Origin of the sequence: Acidaminococcus nyctereutis (assembly GCF_052216985.1) — a bacterium.
Taxonomy (GTDB): Bacteria; Bacillota; Negativicutes; order Acidaminococcales; family Acidaminococcaceae; genus Acidaminococcus; species Acidaminococcus fermentans_A.
Genome location: NZ_JBQOUY010000004.1, coordinates 83,159 through 104,371, shown reverse-complemented (window position 1 = coordinate 104,371; position 21,213 = coordinate 83,159). Strand labels below are relative to the sequence as shown.

Below are 21,213 nucleotides of genomic sequence, written 5' to 3'. Positions count from 1 at the left end.
CATCATAATGTACATTGTACAACTGTTTAGAAGGAGTGATTTTACATGGAATTGAAGAAGGCAGCCATGGCTGGCACTGTTGAGTCTTCCGATGCCCAAATCACCGTAGAACCCGGTTCCAACGGCATTGAGCTCACTGTTGAAAGCAGCGTCATCCATCAATATGGACGGCAGATCAAGGCTGTTGTCCTGGATACCCTGAAGAAGCTGGACGTGACCAACGCAAAGGTTTCTGTCGTGGACAAGGGCGCTCTGGACTGCACTTTAAAAGCACGCGTGGAAGGCGCAGTATTCCGTTCTGTCAACGAGGATCCTGATACGCCGAATCCCTGGGAGGTGCTGTAATATGGTTATCAATACGAATCCGAATTTCAAGCGTCTGAGAAGATCCATGATGTTCCTGAACGCTCAGAAACCGAGCCTGGTCAAAGACCCGTATGTATATAAACCCGATTCCATCATGCTTGACCTGGAAGATGCTGTTGCCGAAAACCAGAAGGATGCTGCCCGGTACTCCCTGTTCCATGCCCTGAAAGAAATCGATTATCATGGCTGTGAAAGAGTCGTCCGGATCAACGGCCTGGAAACTCCTCACTGGAAAGAAGATATCCGTGTTTCCGTCGCCGGCGGCTGCGACGCCATCCGTCTGGCCAAGACTGAATCCGGTAAAGATATCAAAATCGTAGAAGAACATATCCTGGCTGCAGAAAAAGAATTCCATCGTCCCATTGGCAGCACCCTGATCATGGCTGCCATCGAATCCACCAAAGGCATGCTGAACCTGTATGACATCTGCACCTCTTCCGACCGTCTGTTTGGGATCGCCCTGTCTGGCGGGGACTATACCCGTGACCTGCAGACCAGCATTTCCAAGAGCGGTGTGGAACTGATGGGTGCCCGTCAGCAGATGGTGATCACTGCCCGGGCTACCGGCCGTATGTGCTTCGATACGGTTTACACCGACCTGGACGATATGGACGGCTTCCGCAAGGATGTGGAAATGATCAAACAAATGGGCTTCGATGGGAAATCCATCATCAACCCGCGCCAGATCCCTGTCTGCCATGACGTATTCACCCCGACTGAAAAACAGATCTGCTGGGCTGAAGCGGTTGTCCGGGAAATCGATACCAAGAAAGCTATGGGTATCGGTGTGTTCCAGCTGAACGGTAAGATGCTGGATATCGCCTTCTATGACGGCGCCAAGAGAACCATTTCCATGGCCAAGGCTGCCGGTGTCTATAAGGGGGATTTATAAGATGAAGAACGCAGTAGGTAGAGAAATTCCTGAAGAAATCCTGAAGCAGACCGGGAAAGACGTTTTCAAGGGAAGCTTCGTGAACCATCTGGCCGCATACAAGGCAGCTACCCATACGGTGGCTCCTGTGATGGATCCCAGCTACAGCAAAGTAGTGGATTCCATTGAAGAAGTGCTGAAGAAATGCGGCATCAAAGACGGTATGACCCTGTCCTTCCATCACCATTTCCGGGAAGGGGATTATGTGGTCAATATGGTCATGGAAGCCATCCACAAGATGGGCATCAAAGACCTGACCATCTGCGCTTCCTCTCTGGGGAAGGCCCAAAACCCCATCGTTCCCATGATTGAAGACGGGACCATCACCAACATCCAGTCTTCCGGCGTCCGGGGCAAAATCGGGGAAGCCATCTCCAACGGCAAACTGAAAGGCCTGGCCATCATGCGGGGCCACGGCGGCCGTGTCCGTGCCATTGAAACCGGCGAAACCCACATCGATATCGCTTTCATCGGGGCTCCCAGTGCGGATGATATGGGCAACTGCCGTGCCATCGGCAGCCAGAATGGTGCTGACTGCGGCGTATTGGGCTATGCTGCTGTGGATGCCCAGTATGCGGACAAAGTGGTCGTGGTGACCGATACCCTGGTCCCCTTCCCCAACGTACCTGCTTCCATCGACATGACTAACGTAGACTATGTAGTCAAAGTGGACGCCATCGGCGACCCCACCAAGATCGCTACCGGTGCTGCCAAACCCACCACTGACCAGAGAAAGCTCCTGATGGCCAAGTATGCTGCTGATTTCATGGTGCATACGCCCTGGTACAAAGACGGCTTCATCTACCAGACCGGCGTGGGCGGTGCTTCCATCGCTTCCACCAAGTTCCTGGCTGAACATCTGCGGAAAGATAACATCCATATCGGGGTTGCCATGGGCGGCATTGCCCAGGCCATCTGCGAACTCCAGCATGAAGGCCTGATCGACAAGATTGCCGATACCCAGGATTTCGATATGGCTTCCATCGAAGACATCAAGACCAACCCCAACCATTACGAAATCACCACTTCTCAGTATGCTGACCCCTTCAACAAGGGTGCTTATGTGAATAAGCTGGATTATGTCATCCTGGGCGCACTGGAAGTAGATACCCACTTCAACGTCAACGTGGTCGTGGGCTCTGACGGCGTGATCACCGGGGCTCAGGGCGGCCATCCGGATACCGCTGCCGGTGCCAAATGCACCATCGTCATCGCTCCGCTGCTGCAAGGCCGTATCCCGGCTATCTGCACCGAATGTACCACGGTCACCACTCCGGGCGAGACCGTTGACGTGGTGGTCACCGACTACGGCATCGCCATCAATCCCCGTCGGCAGGACATTATCGATGCAGTAAAAGACACCGATCTGCCCATCTGCACCATCGAAGAACTGCGGGATACCGCTTACAAGATGGTGGGCACTCCTGACCCTGTACAGTTCGGCGACCGGGTCGTGGGCATCATCGAAGCCCGTGACGGTTCCATCATGGACGTGGTCCGTCAAGTGAAGAAAGCTGAATTCTGATTGAATCGATAAAAAAGCCATCCCGACCGGGGTGGCTTTTTTGTCATACGTCAGTCGTCATACGTCATACGCTTATGGAAATCAATTTTAGCAAATTGATTTTAAAATTTAATAAAGGATTCAAAAGGTTTTCTTGCGTTCGTCGCCAGCAAAGCTGGCTTCCATCGGCGTATGACTTATGACAGGCTGTTGCGCATGCAACAGCCTCCCTGTTTATTAAAATTTTCTCAAATTATCTCTATTTATGTTCAAATGAAACAATTTTGTTTTCTGCTGGAAACCCGCATCCAGACTGGCTTTATAGGTATTCTATAAGCATATGCTTATGAGTTTCATTTTGATTTTTATATTCGTTTTCAGAATGTTCCTATGGTACTATGTAGTGGTGTTTGTTGCACTCTATTTTCCGGTTTCCGAGGCCGGCCCGTCTCGGGGACACCCCATTTTATTTCCAAAGGAGGAAATTGCACTATGTTTTTGGGCGTTGTTGGTTTCTTGATGGTTGTCATCATCGTGGCAGCTCTGATCCGTGGTAAATCCAACCCGGTTCCTCTGTTCGTGATGGTTCCCGTCATCGCTGCTCTGATCTGCGGGTTCTCTCCCGCCGAAATCTTCGGCTTCGTGAAAGCCGGTGTGACCAAGACCTGGTCCACTGCTGTACTGTTCATCTTCTCCATCGTTTACTTCTCCATGATGGGTGATATGGGGCTGTTCGACCCCATGGTGAACTGGCTGGTTAAAAAAGCCGGTGACAACATCGTCTTGGTGACCGTGGCTACCGCCTGCATCGCCGTCATTTCCCACCTGGACGGCGCTCTGGCTTCCACCCTGCTGATCACCATCCCCGCTATGCTCCCCATCTACAAGAAGCTGCATATGCGTCCTGTGGTGCTGGTCTGCATCATCGGTGCCGCTATGTCCATCATGAACCTGCTGCCCTGGGGCGGCCCTGTGGCCCGTACCGGTGTAGTGCTGAATGCGGACGTTAACGTTCTGTGGCAACAGCTGCTGCCTCTGCAGGGTGCCGGTCTGATCATCCTGCTGATCTTCGCTGCTTACATGGGCATGATGGAAAAGAAACGGGGCGCCGGCCTGAATCCTACCGGTAAAGCTGCGGAATTATCTGAGGATGAAGATGAAAAATCCGCTGACGATGATCTGTCCGCTGATGACGCCGCTTTCATGCGCCGTCCCAAGATGATCTGGTTCAACGGCATCCTGACCCTGTTCGTCATCGGCCTGCTGTGCTTCACCAAGATCCCTCTGTACGGTGCATTTATGTTCGGTCTGGCTGTGGCCTTGATTGCCAACTTCCACACTGCCAAGGACCAGGCTCGTGCCATTAAGATGCACGCTGCTACCGCTCTGAGCATGCCCATGATCCTGCTGGCTTCCGGCGTGTTCCTGGGTGTGCTGTCCAAGACCGGCATGATGAAGGCCATGGCCCAGATGCTGATCAACATTGTCCCGGCTGCTCTGGGGCCCCATCTGCAGGATGTGTTCGGGTTCTTCGCTGTGCCCATCGGCATGATGCTGGGTACCGACTCCTACTTCTTCGGTCTGCTGCCTCTGGCCATCGGCGTCGGCCAGCAGTTCGGCGTTGATCCTCACAACATGGCCATGGCCATGCTGATCGGGAAGAACTACGGCGTCATGGTCACTCCTCACGCTGCCACCACCTTCCTGGCCTGCGGCCTGGCTGGTATCTCCATCAAAGAACTGCTCACCTTCTGTGCTCCCCGCCTGTGGGTCCTGTCCTGGATCTCCCTGGCCTGCGGCCTGGTGCTGGGTCTGTTCCATCTGTAAGATTCATAGAAAAGCCATCCCTTTGGGGGTGGCTTTTTTGTCACTGGTCTATGGTCACTGAACGAAGGAAGGCACCCGGACTTTCCCAAGTTATTTTTATTTCCGATTACTTCAGATAATTGTTCTCATTCCCGTTCCCCCGCATCCTGCCTTGCTTCACACCCTTTTTATAAGAATTTTCTTATATCTTTTATACTCTTATTTATATTAGTTTTCAGAAAGTTCATATGTTACTATTGAGCCATAGAAAAAAGGATTCATCCAATCCGCTTCCGGCGGCCTGCCCGCCCCGGAAGCACCAGTCAAATCCAAAGGAGGAAATGCATTATGTTCTTGGGCGTTGTTGGTTTCCTGATGGTTGTGATCATTGTGGCGGCCCTGATCCGCGGCAAATCCAACCCGGTACCTCTGTTCGTGATGGTACCTGTCATCGCAGCTTTGATCTGCGGATTCTCTCCTGCTGAAATCTTTGGTTTCGTGAAAGCCGGTGTGACCAAGACCTGGTCCACTGCTGTACTGTTCATCTTCTCCATCGTTTACTTCTCCATGATGGGTGATATGGGGCTGTTCGACCCCATGGTGAACTGGCTGGTTAAAAAAGCCGGTGACAACATCGTCTTGGTGACCGTGGCTACCGCCTGCATCGCCGTCATTTCCCACCTGGACGGCGCTCTGGCTTCCACCCTGCTGATCACCATCCCCGCTATGCTCCCCATCTACAAGAAGCTGCATATGCGTCCTGTGGTGCTGGTCTGCATCATCGGTGCCGCTATGTCCATCATGAACCTGCTGCCCTGGGGCGGCCCTGTGGCCCGTACCGGTGTAGTGCTGAATGCGGACGTTAACGTTCTGTGGCAACAGCTGCTGCCTCTGCAGGGTGCCGGTCTGATCATCCTGCTGATCTTCGCTGCTTACATGGGCATGATGGAAAAGAAACGGGGCGCCGGCCTGAATCCTACCGGTAAAGCTGCGGAATTATCTGAGGATGAAGATGAAAAATCCGCTGACGATGATCTGTCCGCTGATGACGCCGCTTTCATGCGCCGTCCCAAGATGATCTGGTTCAACGGCATCCTGACCCTGTTCGTCATCGGCCTGCTGTGCTTCACCAAGATCCCTCTGTACGGTGCATTTATGTTCGGTCTGGCTGTGGCCTTGATTGCCAACTTCCACACTGCCAAGGACCAGGCTCGTGCCATTAAGATGCACGCTGCTACCGCTCTGAGCATGCCCATGATCCTGCTGGCTTCCGGCGTGTTCCTGGGTGTGCTGTCCAAGACCGGCATGATGAAGGCCATGGCCCAGATGCTGATCAACATTGTCCCGGCTGCTCTGGGGCCCCATCTGCAGGATGTGTTCGGGTTCTTCGCTGTGCCCATCGGCATGATGCTGGGTACCGACTCCTACTTCTTCGGTCTGCTGCCTCTGGCCATCGGCGTCGGCCAGCAGTTCGGCGTTGATCCTCACAACATGGCCATGGCCATGCTGATCGGGAAGAACTATGGCGTCATGGTCACTCCTCACGCTGCTACTACCTTCCTGGCCTGCGGCCTGGCTGGTATCTCCATCAAAGAACTGCTCACCTTCTGTGCTCCCCGCCTGTGGGTCCTGTCCTGGATCTCCCTGGCCTGCGGCCTGGTACTTGGTCTGTTCCATCTGTAAGAATTATAAAAATGGGCTGTGAAGAAATGAATCCTCATTTCTTCACAGCCCATTTTTCATTATATCCTTTTCTTCCGTTCCCGGCTCAGCTGATCCACGATCAGGAGGATGGCATTCCCGGCCCAGAACAACATGCCCAGCTGGCTGTTGAACAGGGTATGATCCGTCAGCCCGCTGATGAAGATACCTACCAGGGACGCCATATAGCCGCAGGCTACGCCCCGGATCCAGGGACGGGTCCGCTGCCGGTGGCGGATTTCCCGGGCCAGCCGGAACAGCTGGATCATGATAAACAGGAACAGCAACAGCCCGGGGATCCCCAGCTCTGCCGTCACATTCAGCAGCAGATTATGGCTGTGGTACATGAACACATCTTCTGCAATGAAAAAGTTGTAATCAGGAAAGGCATAGCCATATCCATACCAGCCTACCCCAAAAGGATGATCCCGGATCATGTCCAGGGAACTTTCCAGATAGAAGAACCGGAGTTCCGCCGAGGTATCATGGACGGAAAAAATCGACATGAGCCGTTCCGCCAGCTGGTTCCAGAACAGATACAGCACCCCCAGCCCGCCGCCGATAAAAGGCAGGAATGCCTTGTGATAGAAGGCTCCGGCAAAAATGAACAGTACCCAGAAATAGGCCACCCAGTTGCCCCGGGAAAAGGTCAGGATCAAACAGGCCGTGGCCAAAAGGAAGATCCCTACCAGGGCCCAGCGTGTCTTCCCTCCTTTGAGAGGAGCAAAGAGGCCTTCACAGTAGGCCACCGTGGTCACCAGGAAAGTCCCCAGGATATTGGGGTTCACCAGGGTGGAAATTGCCCTCCGGGACAAATGTTTAAAGGCCTGATGGTCGATCCACTCCAGGTTCTGGAGACTGCTGCCGAAGAAATACTGCCAGATGCCAAATGCAGCCACCACCCCGGCAGAAATCATGAAGATTTTGATCAGGAATAGAGATCTGCGTCCCGTACTGGCATACCGGAGCACCAGATAAAAGATGCCCGCCTCCTGGCCCACCACCCACAGCCAATTCAGGGCACAGGCCGCCGGATCGGCCGACCACAGGGTGCTGACCCCACTGAGTAGGAATAGAGCCCACAAGGGCCGGCTGATGATCCGAGGGATCTGGATGGCCGGCCAAAACTGACCGCTCTTCCAGATATTCGCCAGATTCAGCAGGAAGCAGATCCCGAATACGATCCCCGCCCCCAGCTGGTGCAGAGGCAGCACGAAAAACAGTACGCAAAGGACCCCGAAAGTGATTTGGTTCAGGTTCCAGGATGCTGGGAGGCCCCAGCCTCTCGGTCGCTCCATGATCCTTACCGGTCCAATCCCAGTTCCTTGAAGGTCCCGATGAGATACAGAGACCCGCAGACGATCACCACATCCCCTGGGCCGGCTTCTTCCACCGCCCGGCGGTAGGCAGCCGTCAGGTCCTCCATGGGAACCGCATTCTTGTGGAGCCGCTGGGCCAATTTTTCCGGTTTCTCCGATCGATCCCCTTCGTGGGCCAGTACCGTATAGATGGTGTCCTCCGGCCGGAACAGGATATCCGAGACCTGGCTCACATCCTTGTCCGCCATCATGCCGAACACGAAGAGCCGCCGTGCTTTGGGATAGTATTCATCCAGGGCTTTCCGGAGCACCGTGACTCCAGACGGGTTATGGGCCCCATCCAGGATGATGTCCGGATTGTGGCGGATCCGTTCCAGCCGTCCCGGCCACCGGGCTGCTTCCATGCCTCGGAGCATAGCCGCTTCATCCGGCGTACCCTCTTTCTCCCGGAGGATCTCTGCCGCTGTAAGGGCAGCCGCCCCATTGAGGATCTGATGTTCCCCGGGCAGATGGATGACGGCCTCCAATTCCTTTTCTCCCAGGCGATACAGGAAAGTCTGGGCATCCATAGAGCTGGTCAGTTTTTTTGCTGTGAAATCCTCTCCATAGACATAGAGAGGTGCATGATTGGCTTCTGCTGCAGCCCGGATCACCGTGAGAGCCTCGCCTTCCGCTTCCGTCACCACCGGCACCCCGGGCTTAATGATCCCGGCTTTCTGGGTGGCAATGGCCTCGATGGTCTTGCCTAGCCGTTCCGTATGTTCCAGGGTCACATTGGTGATCACTGAGACTTCCGGCGTGATGATGTTGGTGGAGTCCCACAGGCCCCCCATCCCCACTTCGATCACCGCATAGTCCACCTGTTTTTCCGCAAAATACAGAAAGGCCATGGCAGTGAGGAATTCGAATTGGGTGGGCTGTTCGCCTCCGGCTGCCAGATATCGGTCCAGAGCCGCTTTGGTCCGTTCCGTCACGGCAGCGAAATCCTCATCGGAAATATCGGCGCCGTCCAAACAGATCCGTTCATTGTAACGGACAAAATGGGGAGAGGTATAGCTCCCCACCTTTTTCCCCGCCTGCTGGAGCATATTGGCCAGGAACGTGGTGACACTGCCCTTGCCGTTGGTCCCAGTTACATGGATGGTCCGGATCTTCCGTTCCGGATGGTCCAAAAGCGCCGCCAGCCCCTGGATCCGTTCCATGCCCAGATGGATGCCGAACTTGCCCATGCTTTCTACATATGCGACTGCGGCTGTATAGTCCATAGGTCTGCTCCTTTCCCTTTTACAGGCTGCGCAGGGTCGTGATCCGTTCTTTCAGGCCAGCGATCCGCGCCAGGATCTCTGTTTGCTTGGTCTTTTCCTTTTCTACCACTTCCGCAGGAGCCTTGGCCAGGAAGTTCTGGTTGCTCAGCTTCCCGGCAGCCCGTTTGGCTTCCTTTTCCGCCCCGTCCAATTCCTTCTGGAGACGGGCCAGTTCCTTCTCTACGTCAATCAGGCCCTTCAGGGGCAGATATACTTTAGCGCCATTGACCACAGCCGCCATGGCGTTTTCCGGAGCTGCATCTTCCATGCCGCCTAAAGTCAGGGCATCCACCGTGCCCAGCTGCCGGATATAATCTCCATTAGCCGCAAAGACCGCTTTCAGCTCTTCTTCCACCAATACCGTTGCCGGTGCCTTATGGCCAGGAGCGGCATTCACTTCCGCCCGCATATTCCGGATCGCCTTGATCACGTCCATGACGGCAGTCATCTGTTTTTCCACCGTATCATCGATCAGGTTTCCGTCTGCCACCGGCCAGGGAGCGATCATGATGCTCTGGCCTTCATGGGGCAGGTGCTGCCAGATTTCTTCCGTAATGAAAGGCATGTAGGGATGGAGCAGTTTCATGGCATCTCCCAGCACCCGGCACAGCACCGTCTGGGCCGTAGCCCGTGCCGCGGCGTTTTCCCGGTCGTACAGACGGGGTTTGGCCAGTTCGATGTACCAGTCGCACACTTCACCCCAGATGAAGTCGTAGATCAGCCGTCCGGCTTCGCCCAATTCGAATTTTTCCAGATAACTGGATACATCCTGGATGGTGTGCTGGAGCCGGGACAAGATCCATTTGTCCGCCAGGGTGAGCGGTGCTTTTTCTGCATCCTTGTCATAGCCATCCAGGTTCATGAGAGCGAACCGGGATGCGTTCCAGATCTTATTGGCAAAATTCCGGGTGCTTTCGATCCGGTTCCAGTAGAACCGCATGTCGTTGCCCGGGGTATTGCCGGTGATCAGCATGAAGCGCAGGGTATCCGCCCCGTACTTGTTCACCACTTCCAGAGGATCGATCCCGTTACCCAGGGATTTACTCATCTTCCGGCCCTGTTCATCCCGGACCAGGCCATGGATGAACACGTGCTTGAAGGGTTCCTTGCCCATGAATTCCTCACCCATGGTGATCATCCGGGCCACCCAGAAGAAGATGATATCATAGCCAGTGACCAGCACGCTGGTAGGATACCACTGTTCCAACTCTTCTGTCTTGTCCGGCCAGCCGAAGGTGGAGAATGGCCACAGGCCGGAGCTGAACCAGGTATCCAGGGCATCTTCATCCTGATGGATGTGCTTACTACCGCATTTGGGGCATTCCGTCAGATCCGTCCGAGAAGCGGCCACTTCTCCGCAGTCGTCGCAATACCAGACTGGGATCCGATGGCCCCACCAGATCTGCCGGGAAATGCACCAGTCATGGATGTTTTCCATCCACTGGAGATAGGTCTTGGTGAACCGGCTGGGCACGAATTCTGTGTTACCTTCGGTGACGCATTTGATGGCGGCTTCCGCCAGGGGTTTCATCTTCACGAACCACTGGGTGGAGACCATGGGTTCCACCACATGATGGCAGCGCTGGCAATGGCCTACCGAGTGGGGTGCGTCTTCGATCTTCACCAGGAGTCCCAGGTCTTTCAGGTCTTGGACGATATGCTTCCGGCATTCGTACCGGTCTTCCCCTTCATATTTGCCGGCTTCTTTGGTCATTTTCCCGTCCAGGCCGATGACCACGATTTTTTCCAGATTGTGCCGTTCACCCACTTCATAGTCGTTAGGGTCATGGGCCGGGGTGATCTTCACGGCACCCGTACCGAATTCCAGGTCCACATATTCATCGGCGATGATGGGGATTTCCCGGTTGGTGGTGGGCAGGGCGATTTTCTTCCCTACCAGCTTTCCATACCGTTCATCCTTGGGGTTCACAGCTACGGCTGTATCTCCGGGGATGGTTTCCGGACGGCTGGTAGCAATGGTCAGGTATTGGTCCTTTTCTCCCACGATGGGGTATTTGATGTACCACAGGGCACCGGAATCATCCTGGTGTTCCACTTCCACATCAGAAAGGGCCGTGCGACAGTTGACGCACCAGTTGATCATCCGGGTCCCTTTGTAGATCAAGCCTTTTTCATAGAGGCTCACAAAAGCTTCCCGGACAGCCCGGCTCAGTCCCTCATCCATGGTAAACCGCTGCCGGTCCCAATCGCAGGAGATCCCCAGGGATTTCAGCTGAGTGACGATTTCGTCCCCATAGGCTTCCTTCCATTTCCACACCCGTTTCACGAATTCTTCCCGGCCCAGGTCATAGCGGGTCAGTCCTTCTTTTTTCTTCAGTTCCTCTTCCACTTTGATCTGGGTGGCCAGACCGGCATGGTCATAACCGGGGAGCCAGCAGGTATTGTCCCCCATCATCCGGTGCCAGCGCACCAGGATGTCCTGAAGGGTATTGTCCAGGGCATGGCCCATGTGGAGCTTGCCGGTGATGTTGGGAGGCGGGATCACTACACTGAAAGGTTGCCGGCTCTTGTCCACTGGCTGATGGAAAAAGCCCTGTTCCATCCAATATGCATACCATTTCTTTTCCACGGCGGCCGGATCATAGACCTTGGGGATGTTGTTTTCTTCTGCCATAAATCTGCCTCCTTAAAAAAATAAACCCGTCCTGCTGTATAGGACGAGTTGTTCGCGGTACCACCTACATTCTCAATTGCTTGAGCACCTTAAAGGCGTAACGTGCCCAAACGGATACGGCTCTTCACCGTACCGGCTCCCGGATGACTTCCAGCGCATTGCCCGGATGCTTCCACCAACCGCATCCTCTCTGCCGGTGCAAGGGGCGCTGTACTCCTTCCCTTCATAGCCTTTGACTGTATGGTTGTATGGAGTCATTGTAACAAGGGGAGATTTTTTTGTCAATGGGAAATGGAAGAGGTCAGACCGGCCCTGACAGGCCTTTCAGAAGTCAGACTTCAGCTTGCCTGCAATAAACAGTTCGGACCTGCCTCTAATTCGAACAAAGCTGACGTCCGATGTCTCCAGGCCCCTTGGGGCCGTATCTGACCGTCTTTACAAACTCTCGATCTGCCGGCACAGCATCTTGCCCACGCTGTCGGCCATTTTGTCCAGGTCCCGGACTTCCACGCAGTCCTCCCCGAAGATCTTCCGGGCATCCTTCATGATGTGTTGGTTCTCTCCATTGATGAGGCCGATGATCCGGATCCCTTCCCGGCGGAGGCTGGCCGCTTCGTCCGCGGTGTTAGCCACGGCTTTTTCATCCCGGTATTCTGATGAGCTGAACAGTCCGTCCCCCACCAGAGGCTTGTCATCATTGGGTTCCGCATCGGTAAGCATGATGAGGATCTTCTTTGTCTGGGTGAAATCCCCCATCAGCTGCCGAGCCCCTCGGAGAGCCAATCCATCCCGGTTCCAGCCAGTTGCCACATAGTTGAAGAGGCTGGTGCACCGCTTCTTGTCGGCGTAATCCTTGAACAGGGTCAGCACCGTATAATTCCGCAGGGTGCAGAAGGAATATACCTGGTAAGGGATCCCGCATTGTCTTAGGCTTTCGGCGATCACATAGGCCTGGGAGGCGATCACCTGCTGGTATTCTCCCCGGGAAGCCGAGGCATCCAGCATCAGGTCCACCGTGAAATCCGGGCTGGAAACCGTTTCCCGTTCAAAGAACACCCGGCTGTCGTTTACCTTCAAGGCCCGCCACACCAGGCCCGGCACCAGCTCTCCTTCCTTGGCCGGCACCGGCAGCCGGGTCTGGGCCATCCGCATGACACTCCGCAGCTGATGGGTCAGCCGGGCGATGCTCTTCCGGCACTGTTCCCCATGGTCCTTGTAGTAGGCCAGGTTCTTCACCCGCTGGGCATGGGCTCCCTGGAGCCAGCGGGAAGCTTCCCCTGTGGCTCCTTTGCTCCCCAGCCGGCCTCGGGTAAAGTGCAGATGGCAGCCCCGATGGGGCCCGTTGCACCAGGCCTGGTCGATATCCAGCATTTTCCGGGGCGGATAGATGCTGGCCCCGAAACAGTCGATGATGTACTGGTAGTTTTCAGCCGCTGTCTGGCCGGTGATGAAAGCCATCAGCCCGTTATGGGCCTTTTTCCCGGCCAGGATATCCAGGGCCTGCTTCTTGGAATACAGGAAGTTGAACACGCTTTCCTGCTTCCGGAACACATGGGGCAGGAGCCAGTCTAGGAAATCTCCCAGCCCTTTGCTGATGATCACTTTTTCCAGGCTTTCCCGGACCAGGAAATGGGAGACGAAATACTTCTTGGTGAGTTTCCGGAAATGATCGCACAGCTGCTGGGTATCCCAGGAAGGATCGAAGCACAGGTTGGCATAGAGCCCCTTGGCCCAGGGGTCGTGGAGATCCAGCCCTTCCCCCAATACTTCATGCCAGCGAGCCGCCTGCATCTCATGGGCCACTCCCGTCTTATCCAGTTTGGTACCGTCGAAATAGGCCCGGGCATGCTGCTTCCGCAAATACGGCAGCACCGGCCGTACCGGAGCCTCTTTGGCATAGGTGGCATATTCCAGCCCCAGCCAGAACAGGTCGGTAAAAGTATCCCGGAGGGCGCTGTCTGCCATCTCTTCGAACATCTGGTGGATCAATTTCACATCATAATATTTCCGGGTAAAGCCTACCACCGCATTCAGGTACAGATCCGGGGTGCCGCTTTCCGTATAAGCCAGGAAATCCGGATCGAAATGGTAATCCCAGGATACATCCCATACGATATTCAAAGCCCGGCGGCGTTTGGCATCGTACTTCAGTTTCGCCATGATCCATCATCCCTCGAAGATTTTTTCTTTGGTGTAATTGCCGGGGATATGGAGATTGATCACGTCCCGGATCAGCCCCGGTTCGTATTCGTCAAAGGATTTGTTCACGATTCCCAGATCCAGGGCCTTGTGGGCTTCCAGCCCAGCTTCCATCAGATGGATGGCATCCAGCATCCCCCGCAGGTCCAGGGCTTTTTCGGAAATTTCGCTTTCCTGGCATTTCTTTTCCAGGTCCTTGAAGATCTGGCAGAAAGCCTTCAGTGCATTTTTCCGGATGGCAGGGAATTCGTTCCGAAGCAGCCGTTCCAGGGATTCCAGGGAAATAGTCGGCAGCTGGATCACCGCAAACCGAGAGGCCAGGGCTTCGTTCAGTTCCCGGGTACCGGAGTAACCATAGTTCATGGTAGCAATGAACCGGCAGGCTTTGTCCGCATGGAGCAGATCATAGCCGGGGATATCCACCGTATGCCGGAAATCCAGCAGAGAATGGAGCACGGCCATGGCTTCGTTCCGGGCCATGTTGATTTCATCGAAGACTCCGAAGCCCCCTTTGACTGCACACTGGTACACAGGTCCCGGCCGGAATTCTACTTCTCCGTTTTTGAAGGTATCCGTGCCCAGCATCCCGGTCGCATCCATATTGATATGGAAAGAGACATTCCACATGGGCCGGCCGAATGCTGCCGCAAGATTCTCGGCCAGCACGTTCTTGCCCGTGGCTTTCGGCCCTGCCAGCAGCAGGTTCTGCCCACACAGCAAAGCCGCAATGGCTTCTTCCCAGATGTCCTTCCCATAATAATGGAAATGGGGCACAGGGATACGGGACTGCAGTTCCGGCAGCGCCGGGAACTCCTTCCGATAATTTTCCACGCCCTGGATCAAATCCGGGTTGATTTTCTCTTCCTTTAAAAAGCTCAGCATGACAGCGGCTCCCCTCGATTAACAATTCATTGAATCATCCCTTATTATAGCACAAAAGGGGTGTGCTGCACGTGCTGTGCAACACACCCCTTTTCGGGAAGTCTGGAGACTAGCCGCTGTGTGCTTCCCGCTCCTTCACTCCGGTACCGCTCCGAACCGGTTGGCCCCGTTTGTCCCTTTTTTGATCAACAGATAAATATACGTGGCCAGATTCAGGATGGGGACCAGGATCAGCAGCACCCACCAGCCGCTTTTGTCCATATCGTGGAACCGGCGGGCCAGCAGGGAAAGTCCGCACAGGAACATGACAAAATACGTCAACAGCCACAGACCCATCAGGGCAATAGCCCCCACTCCACTCTCAAACAGGGTAAAGAGGAAGACACATCCTAGCAGGAAGAAAGTCAGGCAGCTGGTCCCTCCAAGGAGCAGAGCTCCCCGCAGGGCCAATTCCACCCGTCCCAGCCGGCCATGGAAATTCAGGTACAGATCCAGGAGCGAGCTCCAATCCCGAGGGATCTGCCGGGCAAAAAAATGCCGTTCCATCCACTGGTAGGGAGAAATCTTAGCTTCTTTCATTTCTGGCATTCCAACATTCAAATCCATACAGCCTCCTTACCCTCAGCTTTTCCTATATTTTCAGTCGAAAGATATTATATCCATTTTTGCCGAGAAAAGAAAGAGGCCAGGACACAAAAAATACGCATTTTATTGGCAAAAAGAGCATCGCTCATAAAATGCGCATCATTTCTATTTTCCGTTGGGGGCCGGTTCTTCAGAAATCAAGATTCCCGCTTCTTGCAGGCTTTGCCGGATGGCTTCCAGTTCATCCTGGGAATCAGCCGCTACCGTCAGCGTATGGATCCCTTTAGACAGGGTAGCGATCAAGGGGATATTGTAGGTCCGGAAATTTTCCAGATACTGCTTCACATCCCGCCGGTTCTTCAGATTCAGGAACGCCTGGATTGGTCCGCAGAAATCCGGCAGTAGGGTGATACTAACAATCATCCCCCCATTGTCCACCACAATGTTCATCTCTTCCATGACTCCATCCGTATCCATGGCTTTGTACCGGCATTCAAAATCCATGGTCAGGCTCCGTCCGTTGATCTGGTAGCCTCTCCGGGTGGAAACAATGGCCGTCCCAGCACTCCGCAGGAGAGCCATATCCAATACAATGACCTGGCGGGAAACATCCAGATCCTTGGCCAGCTGATCTCCCGTCACCGGGCTCCTGCTGTTCCGCAGGATTTCCAGTATTTTCTTTCTTCGTTCTTGATTCTTCATGATACCCCTCCCATACAGATTCTTCTTTTGGATTCCCTGTATCCATCTCTTTCTATCCTTGGCAGGGCAGTATAGTCCAAAGTTTTTCAGCTGTATTTTATCATATTTGGTTATGAATGTCTAAATTAAATTCATGATGAATCGTTCTGTATGCTCACTGCCGAAGGACTGTCAATACAGTAGTATGTTTCCGAATCATGAAGATTAGATGAAAATTAGACGAAGAAGCAGGAAAAGTTATCCCTTGCCCTGCAAAGTTGCAGTCTAGAGCACCATTTTTCCTGATCCCCTTCTGTACAGGATTGAAAAATCAATAAAAATATTTTATATTATTTTTTCAGCATCTTCTTGACAAAATGTTGTGCAATCTGGAAAAGGGCAAACAAAAAGAAAAGGTGAAATAATAGTCCCTTGAACATAAGTTTGGAAGAATCAGATATAATCCCGTCAATATGTTGAAATTCGAAGCCAATGCCAACAAGTATTCCTGGGTCTGGAAAAAAAGGACGGAGAAAAGGAACCTTGCAATCTAGGCAGAAGCTATTTTCGGAGTAATGAAGAACGACCGGGAGTATGACCGGATTGTCCGAAGAGGTATGGATTCAATGAAAAAAGAAAGCTGTGAAGAAATGGTTTCTCATTTCTTCACAGCTCCAGTCCTCTTTTCCTTACCCCAGCAAATCCTCCACTTCTTTGGTTTTCAATACCCGGCCGGTGGATACCACCCGGCCATCGATAACCAGTGCCGGGGTGCTCATAATACCCTTGCCAGCAATGACGGCAAAATCCGTAATATATTGGATTTCCGCCGTTTTCCCCGTATGGGCCACCGCTTCCTTGACATTTTCCAGCAGCGTTTCACATTTGCTGCATCCTCCGCCCATGACTTGAATAACCATGTTTTCTCATCCTTTCTTATTGCTTTCTATCTTCCGCTTTCATCCATGCAGCTACAGGCTCTCCCTTTTCGGCAGGTCAGCGTTCCTATATAATTCCTGAATGCCGTGAGGGTTTCACAGTTCAGGGAATAATAGGTATTCTTCCATTCCTTCCGGCTGCAGATCAACCCACATTCTGCCAGTACCTTCATATGGTGGGACAGGGTAGGCTGGGTAATGTTAAAATACTCCAGCAGTTTGCAGCCACACAGTTCCCCCTGGGTCAGCAGCTCCACGATCCGGATCCGGTTGGAATCCCCCAGGGCCTTGCAGATCACTGCCGCGTCCATTGCATTCATGTCTTCACCTCCTTACAGCAGCCAGGCCTGGAACAGATTGAATCCATATCCTACGGCAATGATCCCCGCCGTACAGATGGCCACAAACGTCCGCAACAGTTTGGGTTTCACCGCCTTGCCCAGCATGATCATGGAGGGCAGGCTCAGGGTGGTCACCGCCATCATGAAGCTCAGTACTGTCCCCAGCTGGGCTCCTTTTCCCAGCAATGCCTCCGCCACCGGTATGGTGCCGAAAATGTCCGCATACATGGGTACCCCCACCAGTGTGGCCAGCACCACTCCAAAGGAGTTCCGACTCCCAAGTACAGCCGTTACCAGATGTTCCGGAACCCATTCATGGATCACTGCCCCGATGCCCACCCCCAGGAGAATATAGGGAAAGACTTTCCGGAAGGTGTTTTCCACCTGCTCCCGGGCAAAAGCGGTCCGCTGCCCGACCGTCAGCTGTTCCGGAGCCAGGCTGGTTTCTATCCGGGCCTGCCGAATGAAATCCGCCACCTGATCCTCCATATGGAGATGTTCGATCAGAGTCCCGCCGGCCACGGCAATCACCAGTCCCATCACCACATAGGCCAGGGCGATTTTATAACCGAATACTCCCATCAGCAGTACCAGGCTCCCCAGATCTACCATGGGAGAAGAAATCAGGAAAGAAAAGGTAACCCCCTGGGACAAGCCGGCGCTGGTAAATCCCATGAAAAGGGGAATGGAGGAGCAGGAGCAGAACGGTGTCACCGTTCCCAGAAGGGCCCCGATCAGATTGGCCCCCAACCCATGGAATCGGCCCAGGATCTGTCGGCTCCGTTCCGGCGGGAAGTAGCTCTGGATATAGGAGACACAGAAAATCAGTACTACCAGCAACACAGAGATCTTGATCACATCGTACAGGAAAAACTGCACACTGCCCCCCAGCCGAGAACCCAGATCCATCCCTGCCGCCCCAAGACCGACCCCAATCAGATGGTTCAGCCACTGCATTCCCAGGATTTCATTTTGTATGAATGTCCACATTTGTTTCCGCCTCCATCGTATTGACTGTCATCTATCTGATATCAGTATAGCATAATATAGATGATTGTCAATATAAAAAAAATAAAAAAGAAGCTGTGGAAAATGATTTCTCATTTTCTCACAGCTTCTGCTGTTCCAAGTGGTGACCCTGGAGTGATTCGAACACTCGACACACGGCTTAGAAGGCCGTTGCTCTATCCAGCTGAGCTACAGGGCCAAATAAAATGGAGCGGGTGATGGGAATCGAACCCACGTAACTAGCTTGGAAGGCTAGGGCTCTACCATTGAGCTACACCCGCATTATTATTGGTCGGAGCGACAGGATTTGAACCTACGACCCCCTGCTCCCAAGGCAGGTGCTCTACCAAACTGAGCTACGCCCCGTCGCACTGCAATATCATTGATATGTAAAAATTTTGCAACAATAGTGGTGGGCGCTAACAGGATCGAACTGCTGACATTCTGCTTGTAAGGCAGACGCTCTCCCAGCTGAGCTAAGCGCCCGAAAAAAATGTGGTGACCGGAGGGGGAATCGAACCCCCGATACCGCCGTGAAAGGGCGGTGTCTTAACCGCTTGACCATCCGGCCACATGGCTCCCCGAGTAAGACTCGAACTTACAACAACTCGATTAACAGTCGAGTGCTCTACCATTGAGCTATCGGGGAATTTAGACGCTTATGCGTTGCGAGGATTATTATATTAAATATGGTACAAAATGTCAACAGGATTCCTAAAATTTTTTCAAGAAAATTTTAGATACCTCTCCTCACACTAAAGAAAGAAGTCAGAACGGCCTTTACAGGACTTTCAGAGATCAGACGTCAGCTTGTTTGCGATGAGCCGGAAGCCCTCCTATTTCTTTCCCTGCACACAAGAAGGCCCCAATGCACGAAAGAAAAGATTTGGTCCGTGCGGCATTCCCCCGATTTTTTCCAGGCACACGAGATGGGTCCAGATGCGCGAAAGCGGGGATTTTCGAATGTGGCATAGTACTAAATGGTACATGTCGCTTTCGAAAATCCCCGCTGACAAAGCAGCTGGATCCATATCGTGCGCCTGGGTTATGCGATAGAAGTAATGGTAGCCTCAGCCCTGCTCCGCCACCCTTGCCTCCGCTACTTTCCTCTGCTCCGCTCCTTCCAGGAGCAGTTCCACACATTCCAGGACCGTCTGGGTCATGTTCACTTCCCAGAACTGTCCAGCTTCAGTAAGATGATACAGATATCCATTGTGCTTCCAGAGCCCATACTCTTCCCATAGGTCACCCAGCCACTGGAGGCCGGAAAGACGGCTGTCCATACGGGCCAAGTCTTCCAGATCCAAACGGCACTGGTTCAGCTGAGCCTGGATCCGGTCAGCGATCCGGGCATAAGGAGATTCCTGCTGGAGGAACATAAGGGGTTTCTGGCCAGCGGATACCATTTTTTCGTACATGGGCAGGGCCCGGTGGAGCATGGTAGAAACACCGTCCACATGGCCTCCAGCCCCGCAGCCGAAGGGGAACAGATGGACTCCGCCCCGGGCCAGGGTGTTATACAGGCTCCGTTCTCGGTTGTTCCGGGCCCAGTGACAGAAGCTGAGCCGTTTCCAGCCCTGGGCATCCAGGTAGCCTTTCCCCCAAGCAAAGAGAGCCGTCTGCTGCTGGGTAGTAGCCGCCGGTGACAATCTGCCCTTTTGGATGGAAAGGGCCAGGTCGCTTTTCTCGAACACATCCAGCTGGTACAGGTCCGCTCCATCCACACCGGACTGGACCAGCAATTCCACATCTTTTTTCCAGATTTCCGTTGTCTGATCCGGCAGCCCGTACATCAGATCGATGACCACGGCACACTGGTTCCAGGCAGAAAGAGCCCGGAGTCTTTCCAGCACAGTATCCTGGTCATCGATCCGGCCCACCTGCTGGCGGACTTTGGTATCGAAGGACTGGACCCCCAAGGACATTCGATTGACCCCTTCCACAAACCACACTTCCATCTTTTCTGGTACCAGGTCATGGATCCGACCTTCCAGGGTCAGTTCACAGTCATTGGCCAAGGGCAGGCACCGGCGTATGGCGGAAAGGAGCTTCCGGGCATTTTCCGGGGTCAGAGAAGTAGGCGTACCGCCGCCGATGAACACCGCCTGGATGGGGGCCGCCTGGAGCCGAGGCTGCCCAGCATCCTGTTCCAATTCCCGGATCAAGAGGTCCACATAGCGGTCTTCGGCTTCCTGGCTGGTTCCATTCTGGAAAAATCCGCAGTACAGGCATTTGGTCTTGCAGAAGGGAATATGGAAATAGGCCATTTGGGTAGGCCGGCCCTGGGGTGCTCCCTGGAGAGTCTTCTGCCATACACCCTGGGCCAGGGGCGGCGGGATCATTTTCCCCTTCATTCCCGCATGGATCACTCGCTTTCGGTCAAAAGCCAGAGCCAGAGGATCCGGGCTTTTCCGTCCGAACTGGAGCACCTGCTCTTCTGGAGACAGTTGTAAAAAATACGTTTCCAGATCCATGGCTCACCCGTTCCCTTCCAGCTTTCCCAGCACGCTTCTGGCGAAAGTGGCCGCCGCTTCTAAGTCCTGGGCATCGGGATGGGTGGCAGCCGCTTTGTGCCTGGCTTCGCTCTGGGGATTGCGGCCATGGAGGCTTTCCGGCGGGAAGCGTTTGTACATGGCTTCGATGAGCTGGGGATCCACCTTCCCCTGACAGATGAAGCAGTCCACCGGCTCCACTCCCTCCGGCAGCAGAGCGGCTCCGTTTTCCAGAGATTTCCGGGCATGATCGCTGTGAGGATTGGCTCCTAAGGTTGCAAAGAGAGCCACATGGGGGTTGTGGAGCCTAGGCAGGACTTTCTGAGCCGCTGCATCAGCAGTTCCTTTATCCACCCAGTACCCTAGGAATACGCAGTCATAGGCAGCCAAGTCATCCGGCAGGTCCCGGTTCAGATCCAGGCAGGGTGTCCCTTCTGACAGGGCGGAAGCAATGGCTTCTGCCACCTTGCGGGTATTGCCGGTACGGCTGGAATACAGTACGATGGTTTTCATGGGCTTCC

Annotated in this window: 17 protein-coding genes, 6 tRNA genes, 1 pseudogene and 1 other annotated feature; of the genes and pseudogenes, 6 read left to right on the top strand and 18 right to left on the bottom strand. The window is 53.9% G+C overall.

Features of this window, described 5'->3' with window-relative positions:
- Positions 1-45: 45 nt before the first annotated feature.
- The 5 genes from citD to ACTUHY_RS03730 all read left to right on the top strand — a co-directional run bounded on the left by citD (position 46) and on the right by ACTUHY_RS03730 (position 6,290).
- The gene (gene citD / locus ACTUHY_RS03750; RefSeq protein WP_075578914.1) at positions 46-345 is read left to right on the top strand and encodes a citrate lyase acyl carrier protein; all 300 of its coding nucleotides are present in this window, start codon (positions 46-48) and stop codon (positions 343-345) included.
- A gap of 1 nt (position 346) precedes the next feature.
- Positions 347-1,258 carry an aldolase/citrate lyase family protein gene (locus ACTUHY_RS03745; protein ID WP_442826649.1) on the top strand — a complete coding sequence of 304 codons (912 nt, stop codon included), beginning with the start codon at positions 347-349 and terminating at the stop codon, positions 1,256-1,258.
- Position 1,259: 1 nt separating this feature from the next.
- On the top strand, positions 1,260-2,822 hold the full coding sequence (gene citF, locus ACTUHY_RS03740) for a citrate lyase subunit alpha (protein WP_442826648.1): 1,563 nt from the start codon (positions 1,260-1,262) through the stop codon (positions 2,820-2,822).
- 471 nt (positions 2,823-3,293) lie between these two features.
- On the top strand, positions 3,294-4,628 hold the full coding sequence (locus ACTUHY_RS03735; RefSeq protein WP_442826647.1) for a CitMHS family transporter: 1,335 nt from the start codon (positions 3,294-3,296) through the stop codon (positions 4,626-4,628).
- A 327-nt stretch (positions 4,629-4,955) separates the two neighbouring features.
- Positions 4,956-6,290 (top strand): CitMHS family transporter, encoded by a 1,335-nt coding sequence (locus ACTUHY_RS03730; protein WP_442826647.1) that lies wholly within the window; start codon positions 4,956-4,958, stop codon positions 6,288-6,290.
- A 59-nt stretch (positions 6,291-6,349) separates the two neighbouring features.
- Here ACTUHY_RS03730 and ACTUHY_RS03725 read toward each other — a convergent pair whose 3' ends face one another.
- The 7 genes from ACTUHY_RS03725 to ACTUHY_RS03695 all read right to left on the bottom strand — a co-directional run bounded on the left by ACTUHY_RS03725 (position 6,350) and on the right by ACTUHY_RS03695 (position 15,934).
- Positions 6,350-7,606 carry an O-antigen ligase family protein gene (locus tag ACTUHY_RS03725; protein WP_442826646.1) on the bottom strand — a complete coding sequence of 419 codons (1,257 nt, stop codon included), beginning with the start codon at positions 7,604-7,606 and terminating at the stop codon, positions 6,350-6,352.
- Between the two features lie 5 nt (positions 7,607-7,611).
- Entirely contained in the window at positions 7,612-8,892 is a 1,281-nt protein-coding gene (locus tag ACTUHY_RS03720; protein WP_442826645.1) for a bifunctional folylpolyglutamate synthase/dihydrofolate synthase, read from the bottom strand.
- Between the two features lie 19 nt (positions 8,893-8,911).
- A complete protein-coding gene (locus tag ACTUHY_RS03715; protein ID WP_442826644.1) occupies positions 8,912-11,566 on the bottom strand; it encodes a valine--tRNA ligase in 2,655 nt (884 codons plus the stop codon).
- A gap of 36 nt (positions 11,567-11,602) precedes the next feature.
- Positions 11,603-11,802, bottom strand: a binding site (T-box leader).
- Between the two features lie 199 nt (positions 11,803-12,001).
- A complete protein-coding gene (locus ACTUHY_RS03710) occupies positions 12,002-13,726 on the bottom strand; it encodes a vWA domain-containing protein (RefSeq protein ID WP_442826643.1) in 1,725 nt (574 codons plus the stop codon).
- A 6-nt stretch (positions 13,727-13,732) separates the two neighbouring features.
- On the bottom strand, positions 13,733-14,647 hold the full coding sequence (locus ACTUHY_RS03705; protein ID WP_442826642.1) for an AAA family ATPase: 915 nt from the start codon (positions 14,645-14,647) through the stop codon (positions 13,733-13,735).
- Positions 14,648-14,782: 135 nt separating this feature from the next.
- Complete coding sequence (locus ACTUHY_RS03700) at positions 14,783-15,235, bottom strand: DUF805 domain-containing protein (protein WP_442826641.1); 453 nt, start codon at positions 15,233-15,235, stop codon at positions 14,783-14,785.
- A gap of 162 nt (positions 15,236-15,397) precedes the next feature.
- The gene (locus ACTUHY_RS03695) at positions 15,398-15,934 is read right to left on the bottom strand and encodes a 3H domain-containing protein (RefSeq protein ID WP_442826640.1); all 537 of its coding nucleotides are present in this window, start codon (positions 15,932-15,934) and stop codon (positions 15,398-15,400) included.
- 533 nt (positions 15,935-16,467) lie between these two features.
- Between ACTUHY_RS03695 and ACTUHY_RS03690 the strand changes: the two are divergent.
- A pseudogene (locus ACTUHY_RS03690) lies at positions 16,468-16,551 on the top strand (transposase); the annotation flags it as partial.
- A gap of 51 nt (positions 16,552-16,602) precedes the next feature.
- Here the strand turns inward: ACTUHY_RS03690 and ACTUHY_RS03685 are convergent.
- The 11 genes from ACTUHY_RS03685 to ACTUHY_RS03635 all read right to left on the bottom strand — a co-directional run bounded on the left by ACTUHY_RS03685 (position 16,603) and on the right by ACTUHY_RS03635 (position 21,205).
- Positions 16,603-16,833, bottom strand: a complete 231-nt coding sequence (locus tag ACTUHY_RS03685; RefSeq protein WP_442826639.1) for a thioredoxin family protein — start codon at positions 16,831-16,833, stop codon at positions 16,603-16,605.
- Positions 16,834-16,859: 26 nt separating this feature from the next.
- Positions 16,860-17,171, bottom strand: a complete 312-nt coding sequence (locus tag ACTUHY_RS03680) for an ArsR/SmtB family transcription factor (RefSeq protein ID WP_012937784.1) — start codon at positions 17,169-17,171, stop codon at positions 16,860-16,862.
- Between the two features lie 12 nt (positions 17,172-17,183).
- On the bottom strand, positions 17,184-18,182 hold the full coding sequence (locus ACTUHY_RS03675) for a permease (RefSeq protein ID WP_442826638.1): 999 nt from the start codon (positions 18,180-18,182) through the stop codon (positions 17,184-17,186).
- Between the two features lie 140 nt (positions 18,183-18,322).
- Positions 18,323-18,399: transfer RNA gene (locus ACTUHY_RS03670), tRNA-Arg, on the bottom strand.
- Positions 18,400-18,407: 8 nt separating this feature from the next.
- Positions 18,408-18,481: transfer RNA gene (locus ACTUHY_RS03665), tRNA-Gly, on the bottom strand.
- Between the two features lie 8 nt (positions 18,482-18,489).
- Positions 18,490-18,566 (bottom strand) — tRNA-Pro (locus tag ACTUHY_RS03660).
- 44 nt (positions 18,567-18,610) lie between these two features.
- Positions 18,611-18,686 (bottom strand) — tRNA-Val (locus ACTUHY_RS03655).
- Positions 18,687-18,696: 10 nt separating this feature from the next.
- Positions 18,697-18,771: transfer RNA gene (locus ACTUHY_RS03650), tRNA-Glu, on the bottom strand.
- Between the two features lie 3 nt (positions 18,772-18,774).
- A tRNA-Asn gene (locus tag ACTUHY_RS03645) sits at positions 18,775-18,849 on the bottom strand.
- Between the two features lie 421 nt (positions 18,850-19,270).
- A complete protein-coding gene (gene hutW, locus ACTUHY_RS03640; protein ID WP_442826637.1) occupies positions 19,271-20,674 on the bottom strand; it encodes a heme anaerobic degradation radical SAM methyltransferase ChuW/HutW in 1,404 nt (467 codons plus the stop codon).
- A 3-nt stretch (positions 20,675-20,677) separates the two neighbouring features.
- Complete coding sequence (locus ACTUHY_RS03635; RefSeq protein WP_442826636.1) at positions 20,678-21,205, bottom strand: flavodoxin family protein; 528 nt, start codon at positions 21,203-21,205, stop codon at positions 20,678-20,680.
- Positions 21,206-21,213 lie beyond the last annotated feature (8 nt).